Here is a 23,755-nt window from a genome sequence, read left to right as displayed (position 1 = left end):
TGAGTCCCAAGGTCCCGAAAGGAATGAAGCGGTCAGCCGAATTCGGTTCTGGTGGAGTGGAATTGGGGCATACCTCCGAAACCGTTCGTGTGCGCGCGTTGGATGGCCATTGGAAGGTCAAGCCTCCGAGGTCAAGCCTCCGTGGTCAAGCCCCCGAGGTCAAGCCTCCGAGGTCAAGTCTCTGTGGTCAAGACATCGGGCTCTAGCCATTCGACGCCGAGCAGTTCGGACAGCGACCGCAGACCGGATCGATCACCGCCTTTCAGACCTGTGACCGAATTGAGATTGCGCAACATGACCGTGGCGACGTCCTCTTCCTTGGTGCCCACGCCGAAGGGTATGACCCATGGACACGTCTGGTAGTCGCGGTGTGACCGACCGAATGTCTGTTCTGCCGCGATCCCTGAGTATCGCGGTTGATGAAAGATTCCCGTCCGTGGCAACGAGGACGCGTGAGTGCCGTCGGGGAGTGCTTCGTTGGCGTGGAGCGAGATCGAGGTCGTGACATTGAAGACGATGACCGGTGCATCCCCGCGTTGAAACCGCAGACGTTGACCTTCCTTGTCCGGCACCGCGCCGAACAGTTTTGCCACCGAGATCCCGGCGTCTTCGATCATCTCGACCAGTGGATCGCCTGCCGTGGAGACGAATTCGACGGCCACCAGCACCTGCTTGCCTGCCTTGACCTGCGCCTGCGCCCACTGGGCCGTCGATTCGGCGCGGATCATGCCCGCCTTCTGTCGATAGCGCAGAACAAGCGCACGGCCCCGCGCGATGTTGCGGCTCTTGCGGGCCAATCCCATTTCGTAGGCGTACTCGGCCCACTCGGTCTCGTACTCGGCGCGCTGGGCATGGGTGAGGTCGATCGGCATACCGTCGAGCGGAACGGGTCCCCATGGAGTCGGTCGATGAATCATCAAGGGCGGTTTGCTGTTCGACATCCATCCACGCACGGTCTCGAGCGCCTGGGATTGCAGGGTCGCTGATTCCTTCGCCTCTGCGCTCCACGTCCACTTCCCGTAGGACTTGTCCAGCGGAAGGCCGGACTCGACAAGCCTGGCACCCAGGTCGGACCAGTACTCCGAAGGTTCTGAATGCAGCTGCGCAAAAAGCGGCGCCAGGTAACGCTGATCTGCCGGCGTATGTCCCGGTGTTGCTGTCACGGACAGGACGAACGGCGCTTGCTCGTGTGAATTGGAAAAGCGCGCAACCTTCTCGAAGGCAGCTGTGCGCTGTGTGTCGTTGCTGTACAGCTGGGCCTCGTCCGCGATCACCACGCCGAAGGTGTACTTGGGACGGCCGTTTCGCGCGATCAGCTTCTTCAATTGGTCAGGCGACATGATCAGCCAGCGGAATCCGCCGTCGCCCACCGAGGCGATGGAATAGCGCCAATGCGGAATGGTGATCTGTGCGGGTCGATCGACGAGGACGAGGATGTTGGTTTCGCCGCGTTCCTCGGCAATCGTCTTGGCCGACATCACTGCGATCAGCGTCTTACCCAGGCCGGCATTGTCTGCCAACAGAAATCCGCGTTTGCCGGCCCGAGCAGCGTCGACGACGGCCGCAGCCCCCGAAACCTGCTCGGGCCGAGGAATTTTGGGTGCAGCAACCGGGCGTTCGCCGGTGCTGTCATTGATGTCGTCCTCGACCCACTGCTGATACGAGAAGGGGAGTGCCTTGAACGGAGCGAGTTCTACAGGCAACTCCGTGCCGACCCACGCGTAGCTCTTCCATTTCTTGACGAACTGCGCACCAGGCGCCGGCGTCCGAAAGGGTACGTCGAGAAGCCAGACTCGTTCGCCCGGAGCGGATGTCGGAACGTCGGGCATCACAGCGCGTGATCGTTTCTTTGCGACAGTCTTCTTTGCGGCGGTCTTTTTGGTTGCACTCTTCTTGGGAGCAGCCTTCTTCGGTGCAGCCTTCTTTGCGGCAGCCTTGCGTGCCGTGGTTGCTTTGCGTGGTGGCATCAGGCGGTTTCTGCTGTGAGGAATTCACGCAGCGTGAGCGCAGGCCGGCCGACAAGGTCCTCCACGGTGCTCGTGATCATCGCCAATTCACCCTGCGCGATTGCGGTGTACGTCGACACCCAAGCATCGAGCTCCCAAGCGGGTGCGTTGTACGACGCCCGCGACTCGTAGGCTTCCTCGAGCGTTTCCTCGACGTACGTGGTCCGCTTGCCGGTGACCTCGGTGATGATGCTCGCGGCCTCGGAGAGCGTCAGTGCCTCGCGTCCGGTCAGGTTGTACGTCTGTCCGACATGAGAATCCAGATCCTGCAGAACCGACACGGCGACGGCAGCAATGTCGGACCGCGCTACCGCGCCGACAAGACCGTCACCTGCGGGTCCGCGGATCACACCGTCTTCACCGGCGAGAGCGGGTAGGAAATCGAGGTAGAAGCTGTCGCGCAGGAAGGTGAATGCGAGTCCGGAAGCGCGGATAGGTTCTTCGGTGATCCAGTGATCGCGAGCGAGCGTGAACGTCGCGTCCGGAGCGGCACCGAGGAAAGACGTGTAGACGATGTGCCTGACCCCGGCCTCCGCTGCGGCGTCGATGAAGGTGCGGTGCTGATCCAGGCGATCTGCGCTTTCGGCCGCCGAAACCATGAAGAGGGTGTCGATTCCGGCCAGAGCCGCGAGAGCGCTCTCCTGATCCCCGTACGTGGTCTGGGCCGAATCGGCACCGGGGAGCTGCGGTAATCGGTTGACCGAACGCGCGATCAGCCGCTGCGGGACACCGGCGTCGGCCAACGACCGGGCCACCAGTCCGCCGATATGACCGGTAGCGCCGGTGACGGCGATCCTCGCAGACCGTGAATCTACGGACATGGTGTCCCTCCTTCGGTCGGTGTGCATTCCATCTTGCCGGAACCCACTCCCACATCAGGTCACGACGCGACGATTACACCGCGAGCCATCGACAGAGCGTCGGACAAAGCTGTCCTGGTGTTGTCGTCGAGGGGCAGCAGGGGCCGGCGGGGAAGGCCGGCGTCGACGCCGAGAAATTCCAACCCGGCTTTGACCGTCGACGGCAGTCCGCGACTGACGAGGACCTTCAGTAGTGGCTCGATCTGTTCGAACACAGCGGCGGCACCCGACCGATCACCGGATTCGAGTAGACGCCAGAAGTGCACCACCTGTTCGGGGGCCAGACACGGTGCTGCCGTGCACCATCCGCTTGCGCCGGCAGAGAAAGATTGCAGTGCAAGAGGATTGCTGCCGTTGAAGAAGGGAATCGTGCCACCACTCAGTTCGTTGATGCGGTTCATGCGGGTGATGTCGCCGGTGGATTCCTTGATCATCGTGATGCCGTCGACGGTGGAGACGAGGTCGACGAGAAACTCCGGCGACATGTCGATCCCTGTGGTCGCGGGATTGTTGTAGATCATCGTGGGAATGTCGACGGAATCGGCGACCGCACTGACGTGTTCACGAATCTCCTGCTCACCCAGAAGCCAGTACGACGTGGGGAGGATCATCATTGCGTCGGCACCGGCGTCTGCCGCGATCGATGCTCGGCGGAGTGCTCCCGCCGTCGTCAGATCCGACACTCCGACGACGGTGGGGACTCGTCGGTCGACGTAGTCGACAGTTTCCCGGGCGACCGACTCCCATTCGGCGTCGTCGAGATAGGCGCTCTCGCCGGTGCTGCCGAGTGGGGCTATCGCGTCGACACCACTGCTGATCATGCTGTCGAGGAGCGTGTGTAGCGGCTTGGGATCGAATGCTCCGGTGTCCCGGTCGAACGGGGTGATGGGGTAGGCGACGATTCCCTTGATTGTGCTGCTCATGGGGTTCTCTGTTCTGTTGGTGGGAAACGAAATTCAGTTGGTCAGTGCGTCGGGATGATTGCGGAGAGCCCGACGGGCGTAGTACGCGAAGTTCGCCTCGCTGCGCCGAGGGGTCAGTGTCCAATCGTGAGCCTCCTTCGCCAGGCGAGGCGGTAGCGGCTTGATGTCGCCGGCAGCCATTGCCAGCAACTGCAGCCGCGCGGCCCGCTCGATCAGATGCCCGAGGGAGCATGCTTCTTCGACCGTGTTGCCGACGACGAGTTGGCCGTGGTGGGCGAGCAGAATTGCCCGCTTGTCGCCGAGCGCAGCCGAAATGATCTCGCCCTCTTCGTTTCCCACGGGAACTCCGGGCCAGTCGGCGAGAAATGCGCAGTCGTCGTAGAGGGGCGCGATGTCCATTTGGGAGACGACGAGGGGAATCTCGAGCATCGACAACGCCGTCGCGTGCAGTGGGTGTGTGTGGACGATGCAGTTGACGTCGGGTCGGGCGCGGTAGATCCAACTGTGGAACCTGTTGGCGGGGTTCGGCATGCCCTCCCCGTCGAGGACTTCGAGGTCCTCGTTGACGAGCAGGAGGTTGTCCTCGGTGATCTCGTCGAACCCGAGGCCGAGTCGCTGGGTGACAAACGTGCCAGGTTGCTCACCGCGGGCGGAGATCTGGCCGGCGAGACCGGAATCGTGGCCGGCGTCCGACAGTGCGCGGCAGGTCAGTGCGATCTTCTGTCGAAGTGTCCAACTGCCTGTGGTTACTTCGGTGAGCATTTTCGTCTCGGCGGTGGCCATGAGTTCTTGCTTGCTCGCATGCATCGTGTCGGTCATGGGGTGTGCCTTTCTCGGGGCCCGGAATCAATGACATTCAGTCACCTATAGGACACAAAGTGTCATATAGGACGGAAATGTGCAACCCTCAGTGCGAGCGTCGCTGATCGTCGCAGGTCAATGTGTTGGTAGGGTGATGACACAAAGTCTCGTGAGGGGAACCGAATGGCAGCGTTTTTGCGAACACATCGGCGTCGCGCCGGTCTGACGCTCGAGGGCCTGGCCGAGCAGACCGGTCTGACGAAGAGCTATCTCTCGAAGGTCGAGCGGGGTATCAGTACCCCGTCGATCGCGGTGGCGCTCAAAATTGCACGGGTGCTCGATGCCGATGTGGGACAACTGTTCTCGGACAGTATGGAGGGCAATGCCATGACGATCGTGCGCGCCAAGGACCGCGTGATCGACCCGGCTTCCTCCGTGCAGTCTTCCGTCTACGATCCGATCGCGCCCTCCATGGTCGGAAAGGCCATGCAGCCGTTCGTGGTTCATCCGGCGTCGGTGATGGGTCCCAAGTTCATGGACCACACGGGAGAGGAGTTCGTGTTCGTGCACTCCGGATCCGTAGAATTCGAAATCCCCGGACAGACGATGCACCTCGACGCCGGCGACAGCCTGTATTTCGACGCGAATACGCCACACCGGATGCGATCGGTGTCGGCAGATCGTGCGGTGGTGCTGGTTGTCGTCTACGACAAGCCTTCGACTGGATCACCCAGCGGTGACTCACTGGAAGCGCACTGCGGGGTGAGCAGATGACCCTGGGGATCGACACGACACTGACGCTGCTCGCGGCCGGTCTGATCTTCCTTCTCTCCCTGTGCCTGGGAATCTGGAAGTACCGACAGATGGCCACCTCGGATAATCACCTCGCCCATCCGTATGTCGACATCGCCCACCGCGCAGCCCTGATGTACTCGTTTGCGACGCTGCTGATCGCGGTGTTCGTCGAACTCAGTGCGTGGCCGACGTGGATCAACCTGACCAGTGCCGCAGTGGTCGTGTTCTTCTTTCTCGCAGCGATTTTCAGCTACATCGCTCACGGTGCGATGAAGGACACCGACAATCAGTTCGAGTCCGCCGGTCCGCCCCTGCACCTCGGAATGTTCCTGCTGATTCTCGGTGAGGTGGGCGGATTCGCGGTCCTGCTCGCAGGTTTCGTGAAAGGCCAGTTCTTCTGACCGGGCTTCAGCGTCGGTGCTCGTAGCCGATCCAGGCGCGTCGACGCTCACCCATCGGGTCGTTCTCCACTCTGGACGTCTCGTCGAAGATCATCGTTTGCCGCTCCGGGACGGAGTAGGCGGGCCAATCCTGGTCCGGCACTCCGTGTCGGGCGAAATGGATCCAGTGGCGCTGCACGGTGGAGGTCACCGCGGCCAGTCCGCGACGTCCACCGACCGCGGTCAAGGCCGCGGTGAGTGCATCCGAACGGCCGAAGACCGCAAGCAATTCGGTGGCATGGGTAGCGCCCATGCCGATGAGTCTGAGCAGGCGAGGCGCAAAATCGTAGCGGTAACTGTAGGTAGGAGCTACCTGGCAATGGCCCTGTGCGCACAGTATTGCCGGTTCCCAGAAGGTGATGTCGCCGCCGAGATCGGCGGCAGCGAAACGATGCGGATACGTGGGATACGCCGCGAGCGCACGTGCTTTCACTTCAGGGGTGGTGTGGGAGAACATCTTCTCGATCCGAACCGGGTTGGTAGGCAAGATGTCGAGAACGCGCGGAAAGATCCGCCCCTCATGGAGATTCGAACCGACGAGCAGCGGAACGGGGTGGGCCCGTCCGGCGGCGAACACGTCGAGCGGGTGTTCGGGAAGAATGTCGTCACCCACCACAGGGGCGAATGCCCGTGTTCCGGGTTCTTCGTCCGCGCCGCGTCGCGCAAGTTCTTCGCCGGCGTCGACCAGTTCCTTCACCGAAGCGGAGCGCAGCCACGAGGCAGGATCGGTTTCCGGTGCGTCTGCGATCTCGAGGAACTCGCGCGCCCATCGCTGCGCTCGATCCTTTCCGTATGCCGAAGCAGCCGGCGGACTTTGAGCAATGGCCCGAGCGAACAACCCTCGGGCCGCGGGCGTTGCCATCAGAGTGGTGACAGCGTTGGCGCCGGACGATTCACCGAAGACGGTGACGGCGTTCGGGACGCCACCGAAGGAGGCGATGTTGCGCTGGACCCACGTCAGCGCGGCGATCTGATCGCGCAATCCGAGGTTCGTGTCGAATGATTGTTCAGCAGTGGAATACTCACTGAAATCGAGGTAGCCCAACGCGCCGAGACGATATTGGATCGAGACGTAGACGATGTCGCCACGTTCGACCAGGCTCGTTCCGCGGTACATGGGCGTCGACGGATTCCCGCCGTTGTACGCGCCGCCGTGAATGAAGACCATGACCGGTCGCAACGAATCCGACGGTACCTGCGGGGCCACGACATTGACGAAGAGTGAGTTCTCGTCGAAGTTGCTCTTGCGCTGCGGAGACGGAGAGCCGAATGCTTCCGCCGGGCGGACACCATTCCAAGCCTCGACCGGCTGTGGTGTGCGAAATCTCCAGCGGCCGGTCGGGGCCGCTGCGTAGGGGATTGCTCGCCAGGTGCGCAGTCCTCGATCGAGGCGCCCGCGTACGACCCCGGAATCGAGAGTGATCTCGAGGGGGCTCGTCACGGTAGGGAGATGTCGGTGCCGTGGCTACGGTAACCGCTGTATCCCGACCAGGCCAAGCGTTGTTCACGTCTGGGATCGTTCTCGACGCGGACGATCTCGTCGAAGATCATGGTCCTACGCTCCTGCGCGTCGTAACGCGGCCACGACCCACGCGGCGAGCCGTGCTTGGCGAAGTGAAGCCAGTGTCCCTGAACAGATTCGGTGACTGCGCGCAGTCCGCGCCGACCGCAGGGAAGGGTGAGGCCGCGCCCGACAAGGGTGTCGCCGATACCGAAGACCGCGAACATCTCGAAACCGTGAGTGGCGTCGAGGCCGAGCCAACGCATCATCGTCGGCGCGAAGTCGAATCGGTAGGCGTACGTCGGCGCCGATTGTGCGTGAGCCTGCATCAACTCCACTGAAGGGTGCCAGAACGTGACGTCTCCACCGACGTCGATCGCGGACTGCTCGTCGGGATAGCCGGGATAGGTTGCGAGGATGCGCTTTCCGGCCTCGGGATCGGTGAGAGCGAACATGGTGTCGATGCGCGACGGGTTGGTCGGGAGTGCGTCGAGCACCTTCGGGAACAGCGTTCCCTCCCGTCTGTTGGTGCCGATGATCATCGGAACCTGGTGTGCCGATCCTTCATTGACTGCGTCCAAGGGGGAGCGCGGCAGGAAGTCGCCGTCGACGACCGGACCGAAGGGATGTAGTCCAGGCGTGTTCGCCAGTACCTCGGCACCGAGTCTGCTGCCTGCTCGGCCCAATTCGACGGCAGTCGCCGAGGTCAAAGCCTTCGCGGGCGGTAGACCGGAATTGAGGATCTCGACGAAACGCGCGCCCCAGGCGTGCGATCGCTGCGTGCTCGAGACCAGATCAGGAGCCGAACTCTCGGCGATCGCACCAGCGAACAGTCCCTTGGCAGCCGGAGTAGCCATCAAGGTGGTGACGGCAGTGGCTCCGGCGGATTCACCGAAGATCGTGACTTTTTCAGGATCCCCACCGAAGGCAGCGATATTGCGCTGCACCCATTGCAGGGCCGCGACCTGATCGCGCAGTCCGAGGTTGGAATCGAATGCCCGCTCGGCCGTGGAGAAGGGTGTGAAATCGAGGTACCCCAGAGCACCGAGGCGGTAGTTGATCGAGACGTAGACGATGTCGCCGCGTTCGACGAGGGACACACCGGAGTACAAGCCGGTAGCCGAGGTCCCGATGGTGTTTGCCCCACCGTGGATGAAGACCATGACCGGAAGCGGGGTGTTACCGGCGTTCGCTGGAGCGAGCACGTTGAGTGTCAGACAGTCCTCGCTGCTCGGCTGGTACTTCCCGGGCGAAAGCAGCAGCCCCTTCTTGTGCTGGACCGAGGCGTCGCCGAACCTGGTCGCGTCGCGTTCTCCGGTCCATGGTGTGACCGGCTGTGGCCGCGTCAGACGCAGTGTTCCGACCGGCGGCCGGGCGTAGGGAATTCCGCGCCAGGCACGGAGTTTTCCCACCCGGCGGCCGCGTAGGGTGCCGTCGGCCGTGGTCACAAGTATGTCGGACGCCATGTCGCGACTATACGTACTTCGGGATCGCGTCAGCGGCGAGCCTCCAGCAATCGAAGCCAGACCTCACTGACCGTCGGATACGAGGGCACCGCATGCCAGAGAGTTTCGAGTGGGACGGCGCCGACGACCGCGATTGTCGCCGCGTGCACCAGTTCGGATACTTCGGGCCCGGCAAAAGTAGCGCCGAGGATCACCTCGGTGGCCTTGTCGATGACCAACTTCGCGCGCCCGGAGTAGTCGTCGCGCAACAGCGAGGATCCTGCGACGGCCAGTTCGATCTCCACGACTTCGACGTCGTAGCCGTCGTCGCGAGCTTTCTTCTCGGTGCGTCCCACCCAGGCGATTTCGGGTGAGGTGAACACCACCTGGGGGACCTGTCCGTTGTCCGCCGACGCCGTGTACCGAGGTCCCCTGAGTCCGCGGCTCTCGGCCCGCGCGGCGATGACGTCTCCGCAGACTCTCGCCTGATACTTGCCCATGTGGGTGAGGGGAGAGCGACCGTTGATGTCGCCGACGGCGTAGAGCCACTCACCTTGGGCACAGAGGTGATCGTCAGTGGTGACGTACTTGCCGTCCTCGAGGCCGATGACGGACAAGCCGAGATCGGCCGATGTCGGCCCGCGGCCCGCCGCGACGATGACCTCGTCGACCTCGATCACACCGGAAGAGGTCTCGATGCTGACGGGTCCACCGTGGATGTGGCCCTCACCGGTGTCCTTGGCGTCGGGTCGCGACACCGAGTTGACGGCGGTGCTCAGTCGAACGTCGACGCCGCGGGCGCCGAGTGCTTCGGCAACCATCGTTCCGGCAAACGGTTCTGCCGATTTCAACAGAGCATCGCCTCTCACGAGCAGTGTCACGTGAGCGCCGAACGACGACAACCACGTTGCGCACTCCGTTGCGACGACTCCGCCGCCGATGACCGCCACCCGCGACGGAACCTCGTGGAGATTGGTCGCATCGCGCGACGTCCACGGGAGTGCTTCACGCAACCCCGGCGTCTTCGGGACAGTGGCAGTTGTGCCCGTGGCGAGTACGACGGCTTGGCGGGCGCGGAGCTTACGGGTCCCGTCGACGGTCACAGCGCGCTCGCCGTCGATCACCCCGTGGCCTTTGATCACTGTGATTCCCGCGGAGGTGGCCCAGTCGACCTGGGACGAATCGTCGTGGTTGTGGGTGAACGAGTCGCGGCGTTTCAGGACGGCCTCGACGTCCAGCGGTCCGGCCGGGATCCCGGGCAAAGCGTCGGCCGCCTCGAGGACCTGCCCCGGGCGCAGTAGCGCCTTGCTGGGCATACAGGCCCAATACGAGCATTCACCGCCGACCAGTTCGTGTTCCACGATTGCGGCGGTGCGATTACTTCCGGCGATGGCGTACGCGGCGGCGTTCTCGCCGGCGGGCCCACCGCCGATCACGATGACATCGAATTCGTCGGTCATGCTTCCACGGTATGTCGGATCGGTCCGAGTTCGCTCGGTTACCGCCGGGTACGAGAACTCGAAGATGGTTACAGTTGCACCCATGACGCGGCAGAAGATTTTGATCACCGGTGCCAGTTCGGGTCTGGGTGAGGAGATGGCCAGGAGATTCGCCGCGGCCGGTCGCGACCTCGCGTTGTGTGCCCGGCGGACGGATCGTCTCGACACGCTGCGTGGGGAGCTGGTGGCGCAGTACCCGTCGATCAGCGTCGCAGTGCGCGAACTCGATGTGACCGAACACGATTCCGTCGTCCGGGTTTTCGGTGAGCTGCGCGACGAGTTGGGTGGCCTGGACCGGGTGATCGTGAACGCCGGGCTCGGCAAGGGCGCCAAGATCGGAACCGGAAAAGCGCACGCGAATCTTGCAACAGCGCAGACGAATTTTCTCGGCGCGCTGTCGCAGTGTGAAGCTGCGCTCGAGATCTTCCGCGCGCAGGACTCCGGACACCTCGTTCTCGTGTCCTCGATCAGCGCCGATCGGGGGCTGCCAGGGCCAAAAGCGGCCTATTCGGCAAGCAAGGCCGGGGTAGCGGCTCTGGGTGAGGCGCTCAGTATCGAGTTGGCGCGCACACCTATTCGCGTCACCACCCTGCTGCCGGGCTTCATCAAGACCGACATGTCCGCCGGCGCCGGCGACGACGCAGCGCTCATGGCCAGTTTGGACGAAGGCGTCAGTGCCATGGTCGACGCCATCGAGAAGGAAACCACCCGAGCGGCGCTACCCGGCCTCAAGTGGCAAGGGATAGATGCGGCCCTACGATTCCTGCCCAACTCCGTGACAGCGAGGTTTGTCTGATGAGCATCCACATCTCGAACGGTAAGCCCCGCGTAGTGATCGTCGGTGGCGGCTTCGGTGGACTGTACGCAGCGAGACGACTCAAGAAGGCCGACGTCGAGGTGGTTCTGATCGACCGAGGGACCAGCCACGTCTTCCAGCCCCTGCTCTACCAGTGCGCCACGGGTCTGCTCTCCGAAGGGCAGATCGCAAGTCCGCTGCGACATCTGCTCGAGGACAACAAGAACACGAACGTCGTTCTGGGCGAGGCCAAGTCGGTGGACGCCGACGCCGGGATACTGACTGCCAGTCGCTTCGACGGGTCGACCTTCGAATTGCCGTACGACTACCTGATCGTGGCAGCTGGAATGCGCCAGTCGTACCACGGCCAGGACGAGTTCATCAAATGGGCGCCCGGCATGAAAACCCTCGACGACGCTTTGGCGATCAGACGCAGTCTCATTGCTGCGTTCGAGATGGCCGAATCGCTCCCGACAGCGGAAGAACGTCGACCGTGGCTGACATTCGCCGTGGCGGGCGGCGGACCCACCGGCGTCGAATTGGCCGGACAGATCCGCGAATTGGCGATGCACGCGCTCACAAACGAGTTCCGGTCCATCGACCCGGACGAGGCAAGGGTACTGCTCTTCCACGGCGACGATCGGGTGCTCCCTTCGTTCAGTCGCAAGCTCTCGGCCGCCGCCAAACGTACTCTCGACGGGATCGGCGTCGAGACTCACCTCGGCGTGCACGTCACCGACGTGTGCGAGACCAGCATCGAGACGACGGACAAGAAGACAAAAGAGAAGCGGCAGTACGAGACCCGCACGATTCTGTGGACCGCGGGCGTCGAAGCAGTGCCGTTCGCCGAGGCACTGGCCACGGCGCTGGGTGTGAAGCAGGTCGGCGGTGGCCGCATCGAGGTGGAAGCCGATCTGACCGTTCCCGGCCACCCGAACGTCTACGTGGTGGGCGACCTCATCTCGCGGGACAAACTTGCCGGGGTGGCCGAGGTCGCGATGCAGGGTGGTCGGCACGCCGGTGCCCGGATCGCTGCAACCGTGGAAAACGGCGTGCCCAGCCGAAAACCGTTCAAGTACCGCGATCTTGGAACTGCGGCCTACATTTCGCGACGCCACGCGTTGCTTCAGGCAGGGCCGGTCCAGTTGTCCGGGTTCATCGGATGGGTGTCATGGGGAATCATCCACATCGCGTTCCTCGCGGGTTTCCGCAATCGCGCCAGCACGGTGCTGAACTGGGGCGCAACTCTGGCGTCGAAAACGCGTCGGGAACGGGCAATCACGTACGGCGACCCCGAAACCGCGCGGCAGCCGTACAACTGAGGGTTACTCAGTCTTGAACACGGGGTTTCCGGCGGCGTCGATCATCCACCACAGGCTGCCGACGCTCTGTCCGAGCATGTCGCCGGGAACCTTGTCGTCGAGGTACCGATAGACGGGCTTGCCGTTGACGGTGATCTGGAAAGATCCTTCAGGCCCGTCGACAGTGTCGATGACGGCGTCGATTCCTTCGACGATCGGCGAATCCGTGACCGAGGTGACCGCCGGCCAGTAACGCAGGCACGCTTCGTCGCACGACCCGGCTTGTGAGTTCTCCTCGTCCGGGTTGTAGACGTAGACGGTCATGCCTTCGCCGTCGACGGCGATCGTCCCGAGTGGGGAGTCGGCGGTCTTCAGCAGGGGTGCATCAGCGGCGGCGGGTGGCGACAGCGACGTCGCAATGGCAGTGACGTTGTCTGCGCTGTCCCCGGAATCGAGGGCGTCGGGCGAGCAACCGGTGAGGATCAGGGCGCTACTCGCAACCGTCGCGAACAACCACTGTCTGCGCATGACGTCTCCGTTCTGGGCGGGAGTGCTCGGGACAAGCAATCGGGGATACCCGTTGCGGACGAGCTGAAAACGCCGGGCGTCTGGATTCCTCGACAATAGCTCTGTTACAGAGCTATTGTGAGGTGTGGATGAAATCGGAGCAGATCACAGGCTTTCGGATGATGTCCTGGAGACGCTCGGGCAATTGCGCCGGGGCACGAGGAAGGCATCGGGGCGACCATTTGCAGAACGACCGCTCGGCGGCGCCCAAATCGAACTCGTCAGGCTGCTACGGCGCAACCCGGGTCTGTCGGTGGCTGAGGCTGCCGGGCGATTGGGTGTCGCGGCAAACACGGTGTCCACCCTGGTTCGGCAGCTCGTCGACGATGGAGTGATCGAACGGGTTGCCGACGAGGCTGATCGACGCGTCGCGCGATTGGTCCTCTCGGACGAGGCGCGCGCCCGCGTCGAAGTGTGGCGTGATCGCCGGAGTGTGATTGTCGGTCAGGCATTGTCGAGTCTGACCGGAGAAGACAGGGCGAGGATCGAGGCTGCGCTACCAGCCCTGTCGCGATTGGCGAGCGCTCTGGCAGCAGCCGGATCAGAAGGTGAGGGGCAGTGAGATGCTGACACAGTGGTGGAAGAGCCGAGCGGCAGGTTCTCCCGACCCTGGCGCACACGCGGTCGAGATCGACTCGGTTACATACAAGTTCGGCGACCACCGCGCGGTGGACAACCTGAGTCTGGTCATCAATGCGGGGGAGTGTTTCGGCCTGCTCGGTCCCAACGGCGCAGGAAAGACTACGACGATCAGGTTGCTCAACACGTTACTTCCTCTGCAAGACGGTGACATTCGGATTCTCGGTCGCTCAGTTCGTACCGAGGCGATGACCATTCGGCGCTACCTCGGGTACGTGCCACAACAGCTCTCGATCGAAAGCGCATTGACCGCACGCGAGAACGTGACCTGGTTCGCGAGACTGTACGACGTTCCGCGGTCCGAACGACGCGAGCGCGTCGACCAGGCGCTCGAGATGGTGGACCTGCTCGATTCAGGTGATCGTCTGGCGTCGAGTTTCTCCGGCGGTATGGTGCGACGGCTCGAACTTGCACAGGCGCTGGTGAACCGACCGTCGCTGCTGGTACTCGACGAACCGACGGTGGGGCTGGATCCCATTGCCCGCGAATCTGTCTGGCAGCGAGTGGCGGAGATGCAGAAGCAGTACGGCATGACTGTGCTGCTGACGACGCACTACATGGAAGAAGCCGAGGAGCTGTGTGATCGTGTTGCGTTGATGCATCACGGTGAACTTCGGGCGGTGGGCGAGCCGAGCGCGTTGGCCGCCGAACTGGGGCCGGAGGCCACTCTCGAAGACGTGTTCCGTCACTACACCGGCGACGACCTCACCGGCGACAAGTCAGGAGGTCTCCGCGATGTCCGCAGTGCCCGTCGCACAGCGCGCCGCTTGGGCTGATCCCACTACCAACGGTTTCGCTCGATTGCTCTCGAGAATTTACACATTCTGCCTCGTGGAAGTTCAGAAGTTGCGGCACGACCGATCTGAATTGGTTACGCGCGCAATCCAGCCGATCCTCTGGTTGGTGATCTTCGGCCAGACGTTCAGCCATATCCGAGCGATCCCCACTGGCGACGTACCGTATCTCGACTTTCTCGCGCCCGGCATCATTGCGCAGTCCGCTCTTTTTGTTGCGATCTTCTACGGAATCCAGATCATCTGGGAGCGTGACGCGGGAGTCCTCACCAAATTGATGGTCACGCCGACGCCGCGCGCAGCATTGGTGACAGGTAAGGCATTTGCCGCCGGGATCCGCGCAGTCGCCCAGGCAATGGTGGTCGTCATCGTGGCGGCGCTGTTGGGGGTGAGTATGACGTGGAACCCGCTCAAACTGCTCGGGGTCGTATTGGTCGTTGTCCTGGGTTCCGCGTTCTTTGCCTGCTTGTCGGTCGCGATCGCGGGAATCGTGCTCAAACGAGATCGATTGATGGGCATCGGGCAGGCAATCACCATGCCATTGTTCTTTGCGTCCAACGCGCTGTACCCGGTCGAACTCATGCCGACGTGGGTTCAGTGGCTCAGCCGCATCAACCCGCTGAGCTACGAGGTGTCAGCACTGCGCGGTCTACTCATCGGAATGCCGACCAACTATGTCGTCGACTTCGGCGTGCTGATCGGGGCAGCGCTGCTCGGAATCGTCACCGCCTCGGCACTATTGGGCCGCTTGACTCGCTGATCTTCGCGCTGGATCAGTCACGAGTGAACGGTGGGGCGTACGTGCTGCAATCCGGAGGTACGGCCGGGAGTCCTTCGGACGAGCGAAGTTTCTCCGCAATCGACGAGAGTAGGTCCTGCGATTCAGGGGAGAGATCGACCGCTTTCATAGCCAGAGAACGCAATTCGCTGTCGTGGAACTCTTCGACAACCGAACGGTCTTCTTCCGGAATCAGTTCGGGATCTTGGCGAGGCGTCGGGCCGAAGAAGTACTCTGCTGCTACGCCGAAGTAATCGGCCAATGCCAAAACGACTTGCTCTGACGGATTTGTGCGCACACCGCTCCGGAGCTGAGAGAGGTACGGTGTCGAAATCTTGCATCCGCGTTGTGAAAGGGCTTCCACAACTTGTGCGTTGGTGAGTCTCGGGGCTGTGGCCGGGTACAAGGCGTTCAAGCGGTCCTTGAATGAATCGGTCACAATTCCTCCCTCGAGCGTGACCCAGCGTCACAGCTACTTCGCAGTTTTCACATAGTAGACGACACGGTTATTCTGGACTCCGGTCGAAAGTCCTTTCACCTGCGGATATTTGGCGCGGAGAGATTCCAAAGACTTTGTAAAGTATGTGATTTACGCCGCGTACTGACCGTTCGTTTTGCCAACGGGCGTGCGGGTGGCGTATAAGCAAAATGTCAGTGGTTACGCCGTTGCGCTGCAGGTTCTTTCGGCCGGTCCTATGTAGCTGCGTCGATGCATTGTGGCCCTGTCTGTAACGTGCGAGCGCTGCCGCCGGGCGCCGGACGTCACTCTCTCCGGCGGTTGGCGCGCCGCGTGTTCGGAACTCTTTCTAGGTGCTCTGCTCGACGCTCGCGCGTAGTGATGGGCGCGTATTTTTCTCGGCAGTCGAGAGTGAGCGGGCAGGTGTGTCGACCTGTCGAAAGTGGCGCGCGTCGAAAGCGGCCGATTGGTATGTCATCGACGTTGGAACACAGTGCTTCTCGTCAGTCGCCGCTATCTCCTGCGGTGATATCAGCGTCGCCCGGACGTGTTTTGCGGCAGACCGAGCTCGAGGCGCAGCGTCTCGGCACGACATGTCGAGCGTCGCCTCTGCGTCTTTCGGATCGGAATAGCCCGCTGCGCCGGTAGTAGTCGACGTCCGTCGACATCGGGTGCGTGTCAGGACCCTTCGAAGGACTACGCGGCTTGCACAGGGAGGGCGGCAATTCTGTCGCACAGATCTACCATCAGCCCCTGCCGTGCGCTGCTCCTCCTGCAGGATGCGTGCCTCGGCCTCGGAAGCGGCTTATGGCACGGGGCTTGCTGACCGGCGCATACTGGTTACAACGCGGTGTGTTCGAAGGGCAGGACTGACATGGTCAGTGTCGAGAAGTGGGCGATGTGGGATTCCGCCGTGGAGGTGGATGTCACCGAAGGCGCTGCGCTGCCCACTGCGCACGCGTTGATCGCAGCTGCCATCGACGAGACCGAGGCGGTGTGCGACCTTCGCCGGGGCGACGCCGAGATTCACGCCGTCAACCTCGCTCAGGGAACTCCGGTCAAAGTGACTCGGCGTATGTCTGCTCTCTTGCGGTCGGCGCTGTGGGCGGCCCGTATGACCGGCGGCGCAGTCAATCCGCTTGCCGACAACTACTCCGAGGACGAGTCCATCCCTCCGGTCCACCCGACCCCGACGTTCGAGGACGTACAGCTCCACGGCGACGTGGTGTACGCGCCCTGGGGTGCGTCGTTCGACATCACCGGAGTTGCCAAGGCAGACACCGTCGATCGCGCCGCGCAGATCGTGGCTGCCGAACTGCAATGTGGTGTTGCCGTACGGATCGGCGACGTGATCGCCACGGCCGGCCATGCACCGGCCGGTGGCTGGCAGATTCCGGTACCGGGCAGCGAGGAAGTCGAACTGATCAACGGAACCGCGATGGCGACGGCGCGGGCGGTAGAGCTGCCCTCCTGGGAGCCGAACCAGGAGCGTCCCTCCACGGAGTGGGCGCAAGTCTCGGTGATCGCGGACGACGCGGTGTGGGCGTACGCCGCGAGCGAAGCAGCGTTGATCCGGGGTATCAGCGCCATCAAATGGGTTGAACAGCAAGAGCTTCGCGCTCGGCTCGTCGACCGATCCGGACGTGTGTACGCGACGGAGAGTTGGTTCGGCCCTGCTGCCGCGTGAATCAGGCCCGTCCGCGCTCCTTGCGGTACCAGTGCACGAGTGCGTCGGTGGACGTGTCGCCGAGGTCGCCGGGTGCCTCTTCGGATGAGAGTGCAGGTCCCAGTTCCAGTGCCTGCGTCTTGCCGAGTTCGACGCCCCACTGATCGAACGGATTGACACCCCACACAGCACCTTCGACAAATACCTGGTGCTCGTAGAGTGCGATCAACTGACCGACGACCGAGGGCGTCAATTCCTTGGCCAGGATGGTGCTCGAAGGCCGGTTGCCTGGCATCACCTTGTGCGGCACCAACTCCGGGGCCGTGCCCTCTGAAGCGATTTCTTCGGCGGTCTTGCCGAACGCGAGAACCTTTGTCTGAGCGAAGAAGTTACTCATGAGCAGATCGTGCATGGATCCGGTGCCGTCCGCCGTCGGCAGATCGTCGGTGGATTCCGCGAAGCCGATGAAATCGGCGGGCACGAGCCACGTGCCCTGATGCAGGAGCTGATAGAACGCGTGTTGGCCGTTGGTCCCCGGCTCGCCCCAGAAGATCTCACCGGTGGACGTGGTCACCGGTGAGCCGTCGGCGCGAACCGACTTGCCATTGGACTCCATGGTCAGCTGCTGCAGGTACGCGGGAAAGCGCAACAGGTCGTTGGAGTAGGGCAGCACTGCGCGGGACTGAGCGCCGAAGAAGTTGGAGTACCAGAGCCCGATGAGCCCGAGGAGAACCGGCGCGTTCTGCTCGAGCGGTTGGTTTCGGAAGTGCGTGTCGATCTGGTGGAAACCGTCGAGGAATTCGGCAAAACGAACGGGTCCGACGGCGCACATGACCGACAGTCCGATCGCCGAGTCGACGGAGTAGCGCCCGCCGACCCAATCCCAGAATCCGAACATGTTCGCGGTGTCGATGCCGAACTCCGCCACGCGATCACCATGGGTGGAGACTGCGACGAAATGCTTGGCTACGGCCGAGACGTCTTCGCTGCCCAGACCGGCGAACAGCCAACGCTTTGCCGCCGTCGCGTTGGTGAGCGTCTCGAGGGTGGAAAACGTCTTGGACGCGACGATGAAGAGCGTCGTCTCCGGATCGAGGTCGTCGAGCTGCCCGACCAGGTCGACCGGGTCGATGTTGGAGACGAACCGAACGCTGATCCCGGCGTCCGCGTAGTGCCGTAGCGCGCGATAGACCATCACGGGCCCGAGGTCGGAACCGCCGATGCCGATGTTGACGATGGTGCGGATGCGCTTGCCGGTGGCGCCCGTCCACTCGCCACTGCGCACCCGATCCGCGAAAGCGCCCATCGCGTCCAGAACTTCGTGAACGTCCGCGACGACGTCCTGACCGTCGACGGTCAGAGCAGAATCCTTCGGCAGACGCAGTGCTGTGTGCAGCACGGCTCGGTCTTCCGAGCTGTTGATGTGATCGCCCGCGAACATCGCGTCGCGTCGTGCCTCGACGCCGGCCTCGCGGGCCAGCTCGACGAGTAGCGCGAGAGTCTCGCGGCTGACGCGATGCTTGCTGTAGTCGATGTGAAGATCACCGGCGTCGATCGTCAGCTCTCGCCCGCGGGCTGGATCGTCCTGGAAGAGTTCTCGCAGGTGAACGCCTTCGATGTCGGCGTAATGAGCGCGCAGTTTCTGCCAGGCTGAGGTTCCGGTGATGTCAGTGCTCACGATCATCGACTTTAGTGGCACAAGCTGGAAACTTCCGCGTGAGTCTCGCTGGCGGGCAGACGGACGCGGCTCCGACGAGCATCATGGAACCCATGGACACATTCGAATTCATTCGATCAGTTCCCACCCAGTTGTTCGTCGGCGGCCGGTTCGTGCCCGCGGAGAACAACGCGACCTTCCCGGTGGCGGATCCGGCGACCGGAAAATCGTTGACCGACGTCGCCGATGCGAGCCCCGCGGATGCGATGCGCGCGCTCGACGAAGCCGTGGCCGTCTCGTCGAAGTGGGCGAGCACACCTGCGCGCGAGCGTGGTGAAATTCTGCGAGCCGTCTTCGAGAAGATCACCGAGCGCGCCGAGGACGTGGCGCTGCTGATGACCCTCGAAATGGGCAAGGCACTCGCCGAGAGCCGTGCCGAGGTCAAATACGGCGCCGAGTTCTTCCGGTGGTTCAGCGAGGAGGCCGTTCGCATCGGCGGGCGCTACACGCCGGCGCCGGCGGGCAACGGCCGGATCCTTGTCACCAAGGCGCCGGTCGGACCGTGTCTGGCCATCACTCCCTGGAATTTTCCGTTGGCGATGGGCACCCGCAAGATCGGACCGGCGTTGGCCGCCGGCTGCACGATCATCGTCAAGCCCGCCTCGGAGACCCCGTTGACGATGCTGCTACTCGCTCAGCTCATGGCCGAAGCAGGGCTGCCCGATGGAGTCCTCTCGGTGTTGCCGACATCGAAATCCGGTGAAGTGACCGGCCCTCTCATCGACGACCCTCGACTGCGCAAGCTCACCTTCACCGGGTCCACCGGCGTCGGCAAGATGCTGGTGGAGAAGTCCGCGAAGCGATTGCTCCGCACGTCGATGGAATTGGGTGGCAACGCACCCTTCGTCGTGTTCGACGACGCGGACGTCGACAAGGCAGTCGAGGGTGCGGTACTGGCCAAGCTTCGCAACGGAGGCGAAGCCTGCACCGCCGCCAACCGGTTCCATGTCGCCAACGCCGTGCGTGAGGAGTTCACGACCAAGCTGACCGAGAAGATGGCGGCGTTCACGATGGGACCGGGTACCGACCCGGAGACGAAGCTCGGCCCGCTGATCAACCAGAACCAGCTCGACACGGTCGCAGAGTTGGTTGCAGATGCGGTGGATGCCGGGGCGAAGGTTCGACTGGGCGGTAAAGCGCCAGGTGGTGAGGGGTACTTCTATCCGGCCACGGTGTTGGCCGACGTTCCGGCGAGCGCGCGGATACTGAAGGAAGAGGTGTTCGGACCCGTTGCCGCGATCACCGGCTTCGACACCGAAGCCGAAGGCATCGCGGCCGCCAACGACACCGAGTTCGGATTGGCTGCGTACATCTTCACGAGGGATCTCGACCGTGCGCTTCGGGTCTCCGACGCACTGGAATCAGGAATGATCGGCGTCAACCGCGGAGTGATCTCGGACGCGGCAGCGCCGTTCGGCGGTGTGAAGGAATCCGGATTCGGCCGCGAGGGCGGGACCGAGGGGATCGAGGAATACCTGAACACGAAGTACATCGCGCTCGAGAACTGATACACACACGAACGGCTACATCGGGACTGCCAGAGGCATCCGATGTAGCCGTTCGCAAGTGATCTGGGTGTGCGCTAGTGGCCCAGGCGTCCGCGGCCCAGGCGCAGGAGCAGCATCGCGAGGGTGTGGCCTTCCTGGCCCAGCTCGTTGAACCGTTCGAGGACCTTCATCTCTCGGCTGTGCACCAGACGCGGACCACCCGATGCCATCCGGGTACGGCCGATGATCTGGGAGACCTCGGAGCGGCGTTTGATGGCCGCGAGGATCTCGGCGTCGAGACGGTCGATTTCTTTCCGTAGTTCGTCGATCTCCGCCTCACTCTGGGGGATCTCGACGTCTGTCGGAGCAGTGTTTACAGTATTTAAAGTATTTCCATTGGGGGCTGCAGCCTGGGTGCTCATTGCTATTCGTCTCCTCTTCCTACTGCGTGGATCGTGGTCTCGGCTCGGGTCGTTACCGATCCAGGCACACTGACGAAAATGCCCCGGATCCGATTCGGACCAGGGGCGGGTGAGCTGTTCAGATCACGTGCACCGAGGTCCGGGGCACGTAAAGTAACGCCACAGCGGGCCGACGGGGTCGGCCGTGTTGTCGCGAACGGAAATGCTGAACATAGCGTCCAGTTTGCCATGCTCGACACAGGTAATCCAAGTGCCTCTACCAGCAGGTGGACGCACTGACGACCGTGTCGGTGGACGCCGGTAGCGTGGACAGGCGATGAACACGTACCCAGCACTCGGTGAGCACGACGGACATTCCCAGCACGACGGGGGCGGCGCGCGGGGACATGGCGCGGGTTCGGACGCCCTCCTCGAGGGTCTCAACCCGCAACAGCGCGAGGCCGTGGTCCATGCCGGTTCGCCGTTGCTGATCGTCGCGGGCGCCGGCTCGGGCAAGACGGCAGTACTGACGCGTCGCATCGCCTATCTGCTGGCCGAACGGGGTGTCACCCCCGGTCAGATCCTGGCCATCACGTTCACCAACAAGGCTGCGGCCGAGATGCGCGAGCGTGTGGCAGCCCTTGTCGGACCGCGTGCCAACGCCATGTGGGTATCGACGTTCCACTCCAGTTGCGTGCGCATCCTGCGAGCACAGGCGGCGCTCCTGCCCGGTTTGAACTCGAATTTCTCGATCTACGATTCCGACGATTCGCGTCGACTGCTGACGATGATCTCGAAGGACCTCGAGCTCGACACCAAACGATTCTCCGCGCGGCTTCTCGCCACTCACATCTCCAACCTGAAGAACGAACTCGTCGGACCGGAAGAGGCGGTTGTCGCAGCCGATCAGGATCCGGCCGAACTGCCGCGACTGATCGCCAAGGTCTACGGCCATTACCAACAGCGGTTGCGTGCGGCGAACGCACTCGACTTCGACGATCTCATCGGTGAGACCGTTGCGCTTCTCCAGGCGTTTCCCCAGATCGCCGAGTACTACCGCCGCCGCTTCCGTCACGTGCTCGTCGACGAGTACCAGGACACCAACCACGCGCAGTACATGCTGGTGCGTGAACTGGTCGGCGGTGCCGGAGAGTCCGACCATGCCGTTGCCCCGGCCGAATTGTGCGTCGTCGGTGACGCCGATCAGTCGATCTACGCATTCCGCGGAGCCACTATCCGCAACATCGAAGAGTTCGAACGCGACTACCCGGACGCTCGGACCATCCTTCTCGAACAGAACTACCGTTCGACGCAGAACATTCTGTCTGCGGCCAACTCCGTGATTTCCAAGAACACCGGCCGACGTGAAAAGCGTCTGTGGACCGATTCGGGTGAAGGTGAACTGATCGTCGGCTACGTTGCAGACAACGAGCACGACGAAGCATCTTTTGTCGCCTCGGAGATCGATCGGCTGGTGGACCAGGGCGAGACCAAGTTCGCCGACATCGCGGTGTTCTACCGGACCAACAACTCCTCACGCGCGCTCGAGGAGATCTTCATTCGACTCGGTGTGCCGTACAAGGTGGTCGGCGGCGTTCGCTTCTACGAGCGCAAGGAAGTTCGGGACATCGTCGCGTATCTGCGCGTCCTCGCCAACGAAGACGACACCGTGAGCCTGCGACGCATTCTCAACACGCCACGACGCGGTATCGGTGATCGAGCCGAAGCCTGTGTCGCCGTGCACTCCGAGCATCGCAACATCAGCTTCGCCGCCGCACTGCGCGACGGCGCGGAAGGCAAAGTGGCGCTGCTCAATACGCGGTCACAGAAGGCCATCGCATCGTTCCTCGAGATGATGGACGGGCTGCGGGCCCTGCTGCCGACACCAGCCGCCGACGAGGACGAACCCTTCGAACTCGGTGACATCGGTGAGGTCGCCGAGGCAGTGCTCGAGCGAACCGGCTACCGCGCCGAGCTTGCGGCCAGCAGCGATCCACAGGACGGCGCGCGACTCGACAACTTGAACGAACTCGTCAGCGTGGCAAGAGAATTCAGCTCCGACGCACGAAACGCGGCCGGACTGATCGATCCGGACGACGAGGAAACCGCAGCAATGCGTGAAGGCGAACCCGATCCGGGTTCGCTTGCCGCCTTCCTCGAACGGGTATCGCTTGTCGCCGACGCCGATCAACTGCCGGACTCCGACGACGGCGTCGTGACGATGATGACGCTTCACACCGCCAAGGGCCTCGAGTTCCCGGTCGTCTTCGTCACCGGTTGGGAGGACGGGCAGTTCCCGCACATGCGCGCCCTCGGTGATCCGGCAGAGCTGTCCGAAGAGCGTCGACTCGCTTACGTCGGCATCACCCGTGCCAGGCAGCGCCTGTACCTGACGCGCGCGATCATGCGTTCGGCTTGGGGACAACCGATCCAGAACCCGGCGTCGCGGTTCATCCAGGAGATCCCGGAGGACCTGATCAATTGGCGCCGTGAGGATCCGGGCACTGGTGGTGGATTCGGAAGCGGCAGGCCGGGTTACGGCAGCGGAAGCCGATACGGCAGCCAGGGCGGCCAGGGATACGGTGGCGGGCAGAACTACGGGGGAGGGTCCGGCAAGGCTGCGTCGACTCCCAGTTTCGGTGCCGCGCGTGGCCGCAACAACGTTCTGGTCCTTGCCACGGGTGACCGCGTCAGTCACGACAAGTACGGTCTGGGCACCGTGTTGGAAACCAAGGGCACCGGACCCACCGCGACGGTCACCATCGACTTCGGTAGCGCGGGCAAGGTGCGGTTGATGCTCATCGGCGGTGTGCCGATGGTCAAGCTGTAGAAGACAGACAAAAAATTTCCGGCCCGTACCTGGAAAGGTGCGGGCCGGAAGT

The 23,755-nt window shown here is 63.0% G+C and carries 21 protein-coding genes; 10 read left to right on the top strand and 11 right to left on the bottom strand.

All coding sequences use genetic code 11. The annotated features are described in order from the left end of the window. Positions 1-173: 173 nt before the first annotated feature. From H7C86_RS01435 to H7C86_RS01420, 4 genes are read right to left on the bottom strand one after another with little or no spacing between them, the layout of a single operon-like run. Entirely contained in the window at positions 174-1,967 is a 1,794-nt protein-coding gene (locus H7C86_RS01435) for a DEAD/DEAH box helicase family protein (RefSeq protein ID WP_020970369.1), read from the bottom strand. Further along, complete coding sequence (locus tag H7C86_RS01430; RefSeq protein ID WP_182260980.1) at positions 1,967-2,827, bottom strand: SDR family oxidoreductase; 861 nt, start codon at positions 2,825-2,827, stop codon at positions 1,967-1,969. The genes H7C86_RS01435 and H7C86_RS01430 overlap by 1 nt, the downstream gene beginning before the upstream one ends. A gap of 59 nt (positions 2,828-2,886) precedes the next feature. Next, positions 2,887-3,789: a dihydrodipicolinate synthase family protein gene (locus tag H7C86_RS01425; RefSeq protein WP_182260979.1), complete on the bottom strand. Its 903-nt coding sequence runs from the start codon at positions 3,787-3,789 to the stop codon at positions 2,887-2,889. Between the two features lie 33 nt (positions 3,790-3,822). After that, positions 3,823-4,608, bottom strand: a complete 786-nt coding sequence (locus H7C86_RS01420; protein ID WP_019744772.1) for an aldolase — start codon at positions 4,606-4,608, stop codon at positions 3,823-3,825. Positions 4,609-4,773: 165 nt separating this feature from the next. Here H7C86_RS01420 and H7C86_RS01415 point away from each other — a divergent pair, with 165 nt between their 5' ends. Next, positions 4,774-5,364, top strand: a complete 591-nt coding sequence (locus H7C86_RS01415) for a helix-turn-helix domain-containing protein (RefSeq protein WP_019744771.1) — start codon at positions 4,774-4,776, stop codon at positions 5,362-5,364. Next, positions 5,361-5,786: a hypothetical protein gene (locus H7C86_RS01410; protein WP_003946354.1), complete on the top strand. Its 426-nt coding sequence runs from the start codon at positions 5,361-5,363 to the stop codon at positions 5,784-5,786. The genes H7C86_RS01415 and H7C86_RS01410 overlap by 4 nt, the downstream gene beginning before the upstream one ends. A 7-nt stretch (positions 5,787-5,793) precedes the next feature. On the opposite strand, the gene H7C86_RS01405 is transcribed toward H7C86_RS01410, so the two are convergent. From H7C86_RS01405 to H7C86_RS01395, 3 genes are read right to left on the bottom strand one after another with little or no spacing between them, the layout of a single operon-like run. Further along, positions 5,794-7,266: a carboxylesterase/lipase family protein gene (locus tag H7C86_RS01405; RefSeq protein WP_182260978.1), complete on the bottom strand. Its 1,473-nt coding sequence runs from the start codon at positions 7,264-7,266 to the stop codon at positions 5,794-5,796. Beyond that, positions 7,263-8,792, bottom strand: a complete 1,530-nt coding sequence (locus H7C86_RS01400) for a carboxylesterase/lipase family protein (protein ID WP_182260977.1) — start codon at positions 8,790-8,792, stop codon at positions 7,263-7,265. Before H7C86_RS01400 ends, H7C86_RS01405 begins: the two co-directional genes overlap by 4 nt. A gap of 29 nt (positions 8,793-8,821) precedes the next feature. Beyond that, entirely contained in the window at positions 8,822-10,231 is a 1,410-nt protein-coding gene (locus tag H7C86_RS01395; protein ID WP_030244277.1) for an NAD(P)/FAD-dependent oxidoreductase, read from the bottom strand. A gap of 82 nt (positions 10,232-10,313) precedes the next feature. Here H7C86_RS01395 and H7C86_RS01390 point away from each other — a divergent pair, with 82 nt between their 5' ends. Together H7C86_RS01390 and H7C86_RS01385 are read left to right on the top strand one after the other, a co-directional pair. Beyond that, positions 10,314-11,066, top strand: a complete 753-nt coding sequence (locus H7C86_RS01390; RefSeq protein ID WP_182260976.1) for an SDR family oxidoreductase — start codon at positions 10,314-10,316, stop codon at positions 11,064-11,066. Continuing rightward, positions 11,066-12,388, top strand: coding sequence for an NAD(P)/FAD-dependent oxidoreductase (locus H7C86_RS01385; RefSeq protein ID WP_182260975.1), 1,323 nt, complete (start codon positions 11,066-11,068; stop codon positions 12,386-12,388). The genes H7C86_RS01390 and H7C86_RS01385 overlap by 1 nt, the downstream gene beginning before the upstream one ends. Before the next feature lie 3 nt (positions 12,389-12,391). On the opposite strand, the gene H7C86_RS01380 is transcribed toward H7C86_RS01385, so the two are convergent. Beyond that, positions 12,392-12,895, bottom strand: coding sequence for a hypothetical protein (locus H7C86_RS01380; protein WP_019744765.1), 504 nt, complete (start codon positions 12,893-12,895; stop codon positions 12,392-12,394). 124 nt (positions 12,896-13,019) lie between these two features. Between H7C86_RS01380 and H7C86_RS01375 the strand changes: the two genes are divergently transcribed. Genes H7C86_RS01375 through H7C86_RS01365 form a run of 3 tightly spaced genes read left to right on the top strand, consistent with a single transcriptional unit; the run spans position 13,020 to position 15,127 of the window. Beyond that, entirely contained in the window at positions 13,020-13,496 is a 477-nt protein-coding gene (locus H7C86_RS01375; protein WP_020908655.1) for a MarR family winged helix-turn-helix transcriptional regulator, read from the top strand. Position 13,497: 1 nt separating this feature from the next. After that, positions 13,498-14,349, top strand: a complete 852-nt coding sequence (locus H7C86_RS01370; RefSeq protein WP_021332293.1) for an ABC transporter ATP-binding protein — start codon at positions 13,498-13,500, stop codon at positions 14,347-14,349. Further along, positions 14,309-15,127 (top strand): ABC transporter permease, encoded by an 819-nt coding sequence (locus H7C86_RS01365; protein WP_019744762.1) that lies wholly within the window; start codon positions 14,309-14,311, stop codon positions 15,125-15,127. The genes H7C86_RS01370 and H7C86_RS01365 overlap by 41 nt, the downstream gene beginning before the upstream one ends. A gap of 13 nt (positions 15,128-15,140) precedes the next feature. Here the strand turns inward: H7C86_RS01365 and H7C86_RS01360 are convergent, their stop codons facing one another. Further along, entirely contained in the window at positions 15,141-15,584 is a 444-nt protein-coding gene (locus H7C86_RS01360) for a helix-turn-helix domain-containing protein (protein ID WP_019744761.1), read from the bottom strand. Positions 15,585-16,476: 892 nt separating this feature from the next. Between H7C86_RS01360 and H7C86_RS01355 the strand changes: the two genes are divergently transcribed. Beyond that, positions 16,477-17,289, top strand: a complete 813-nt coding sequence (locus tag H7C86_RS01355; protein WP_182260974.1) for an FAD:protein FMN transferase — start codon at positions 16,477-16,479, stop codon at positions 17,287-17,289. A 1-nt stretch (position 17,290) separates the two neighbouring features. Here H7C86_RS01355 and pgi read toward each other — a convergent pair whose 3' ends face one another. After that, entirely contained in the window at positions 17,291-18,946 is a 1,656-nt protein-coding gene (gene pgi / locus H7C86_RS01350; RefSeq protein WP_021345178.1) for a glucose-6-phosphate isomerase, read from the bottom strand. A 92-nt stretch (positions 18,947-19,038) separates the two neighbouring features. Between pgi and H7C86_RS01345 the strand changes: the two genes are divergently transcribed. Beyond that, entirely contained in the window at positions 19,039-20,493 is a 1,455-nt protein-coding gene (locus tag H7C86_RS01345) for an NAD-dependent succinate-semialdehyde dehydrogenase (RefSeq protein WP_182260973.1), read from the top strand. A 74-nt stretch (positions 20,494-20,567) separates the two neighbouring features. Here the strand turns inward: H7C86_RS01345 and H7C86_RS01340 are convergent, their stop codons facing one another. Next, positions 20,568-20,894, bottom strand: a complete 327-nt coding sequence (locus tag H7C86_RS01340; protein ID WP_182260972.1) for a chorismate mutase — start codon at positions 20,892-20,894, stop codon at positions 20,568-20,570. A gap of 316 nt (positions 20,895-21,210) precedes the next feature. Between H7C86_RS01340 and pcrA the strand changes: the two genes are divergently transcribed. Next, on the top strand, positions 21,211-23,703 hold the full coding sequence (gene pcrA, locus H7C86_RS01335) for a DNA helicase PcrA (RefSeq protein WP_020908650.1): 2,493 nt from the start codon (positions 21,211-21,213) through the stop codon (positions 23,701-23,703). Positions 23,704-23,755: the final 52 nt, after the last annotated feature.

Origin of the sequence: Rhodococcus sp. UFZ-B548 (assembly GCF_903819475.1) — a bacterium.
Taxonomy (GTDB): Bacteria; Actinomycetota; Actinomycetes; order Mycobacteriales; family Mycobacteriaceae; genus Rhodococcus_F; species Rhodococcus_F erythropolis.
Note: the sequence above shows the minus strand (reverse complement) of the source record. Positions and strands in the feature narration are given on the sequence as shown.

What these genes read in the sequence shown, in the direction of transcription:
- H7C86_RS01435 (WP_020970369.1), bottom strand. Translation starts at nt 1,967, where the DNA reads ATGCCACCACGCAAAGCAACCACGGCACGCAAGGCTGCCGCAAAGAAG.
- H7C86_RS01430 (WP_182260980.1), bottom strand. Translation starts at nt 2,827, where the DNA reads ATGTCCGTAGATTCACGGTCTGCGAGGATCGCCGTCACCGGCGCTACC.
- H7C86_RS01425 (WP_182260979.1), bottom strand. Translation starts at nt 3,789, where the DNA reads ATGAGCAGCACAATCAAGGGAATCGTCGCCTACCCCATCACCCCGTTC.
- H7C86_RS01420 (WP_019744772.1), bottom strand. Translation starts at nt 4,608, where the DNA reads ATGACCGACACGATGCATGCGAGCAAGCAAGAACTCATGGCCACCGCC.
- H7C86_RS01415 (WP_019744771.1), top strand. Translation starts at nt 4,774, where the DNA reads ATGGCAGCGTTTTTGCGAACACATCGGCGTCGCGCCGGTCTGACGCTC.
- H7C86_RS01410 (WP_003946354.1), top strand. Translation starts at nt 5,361, where the DNA reads ATGACCCTGGGGATCGACACGACACTGACGCTGCTCGCGGCCGGTCTG.
- H7C86_RS01400 (WP_182260977.1), bottom strand. Translation starts at nt 8,792, where the DNA reads ATGGCGTCCGACATACTTGTGACCACGGCCGACGGCACCCTACGCGGC.
- H7C86_RS01395 (WP_030244277.1), bottom strand. Translation starts at nt 10,231, where the DNA reads ATGACCGACGAATTCGATGTCATCGTGATCGGCGGTGGGCCCGCCGGC.
- H7C86_RS01390 (WP_182260976.1), top strand. Translation starts at nt 10,314, where the DNA reads ATGACGCGGCAGAAGATTTTGATCACCGGTGCCAGTTCGGGTCTGGGT.
- H7C86_RS01385 (WP_182260975.1), top strand. Translation starts at nt 11,066, where the DNA reads ATGAGCATCCACATCTCGAACGGTAAGCCCCGCGTAGTGATCGTCGGT.
- H7C86_RS01380 (WP_019744765.1), bottom strand. Translation starts at nt 12,895, where the DNA reads ATGCGCAGACAGTGGTTGTTCGCGACGGTTGCGAGTAGCGCCCTGATC.
- H7C86_RS01370 (WP_021332293.1), top strand. Translation starts at nt 13,498, where the DNA reads ATGCTGACACAGTGGTGGAAGAGCCGAGCGGCAGGTTCTCCCGACCCT.
- H7C86_RS01365 (WP_019744762.1), top strand. Translation starts at nt 14,309, where the DNA reads ATGTCCGCAGTGCCCGTCGCACAGCGCGCCGCTTGGGCTGATCCCACT.
- H7C86_RS01355 (WP_182260974.1), top strand. Translation starts at nt 16,477, where the DNA reads ATGGTCAGTGTCGAGAAGTGGGCGATGTGGGATTCCGCCGTGGAGGTG.
- H7C86_RS01345 (WP_182260973.1), top strand. Translation starts at nt 19,039, where the DNA reads ATGGACACATTCGAATTCATTCGATCAGTTCCCACCCAGTTGTTCGTC.
- H7C86_RS01340 (WP_182260972.1), bottom strand. Translation starts at nt 20,894, where the DNA reads ATGAGCACCCAGGCTGCAGCCCCCAATGGAAATACTTTAAATACTGTA.
- pcrA (WP_020908650.1), top strand. Translation starts at nt 21,211, where the DNA reads ATGAACACGTACCCAGCACTCGGTGAGCACGACGGACATTCCCAGCAC.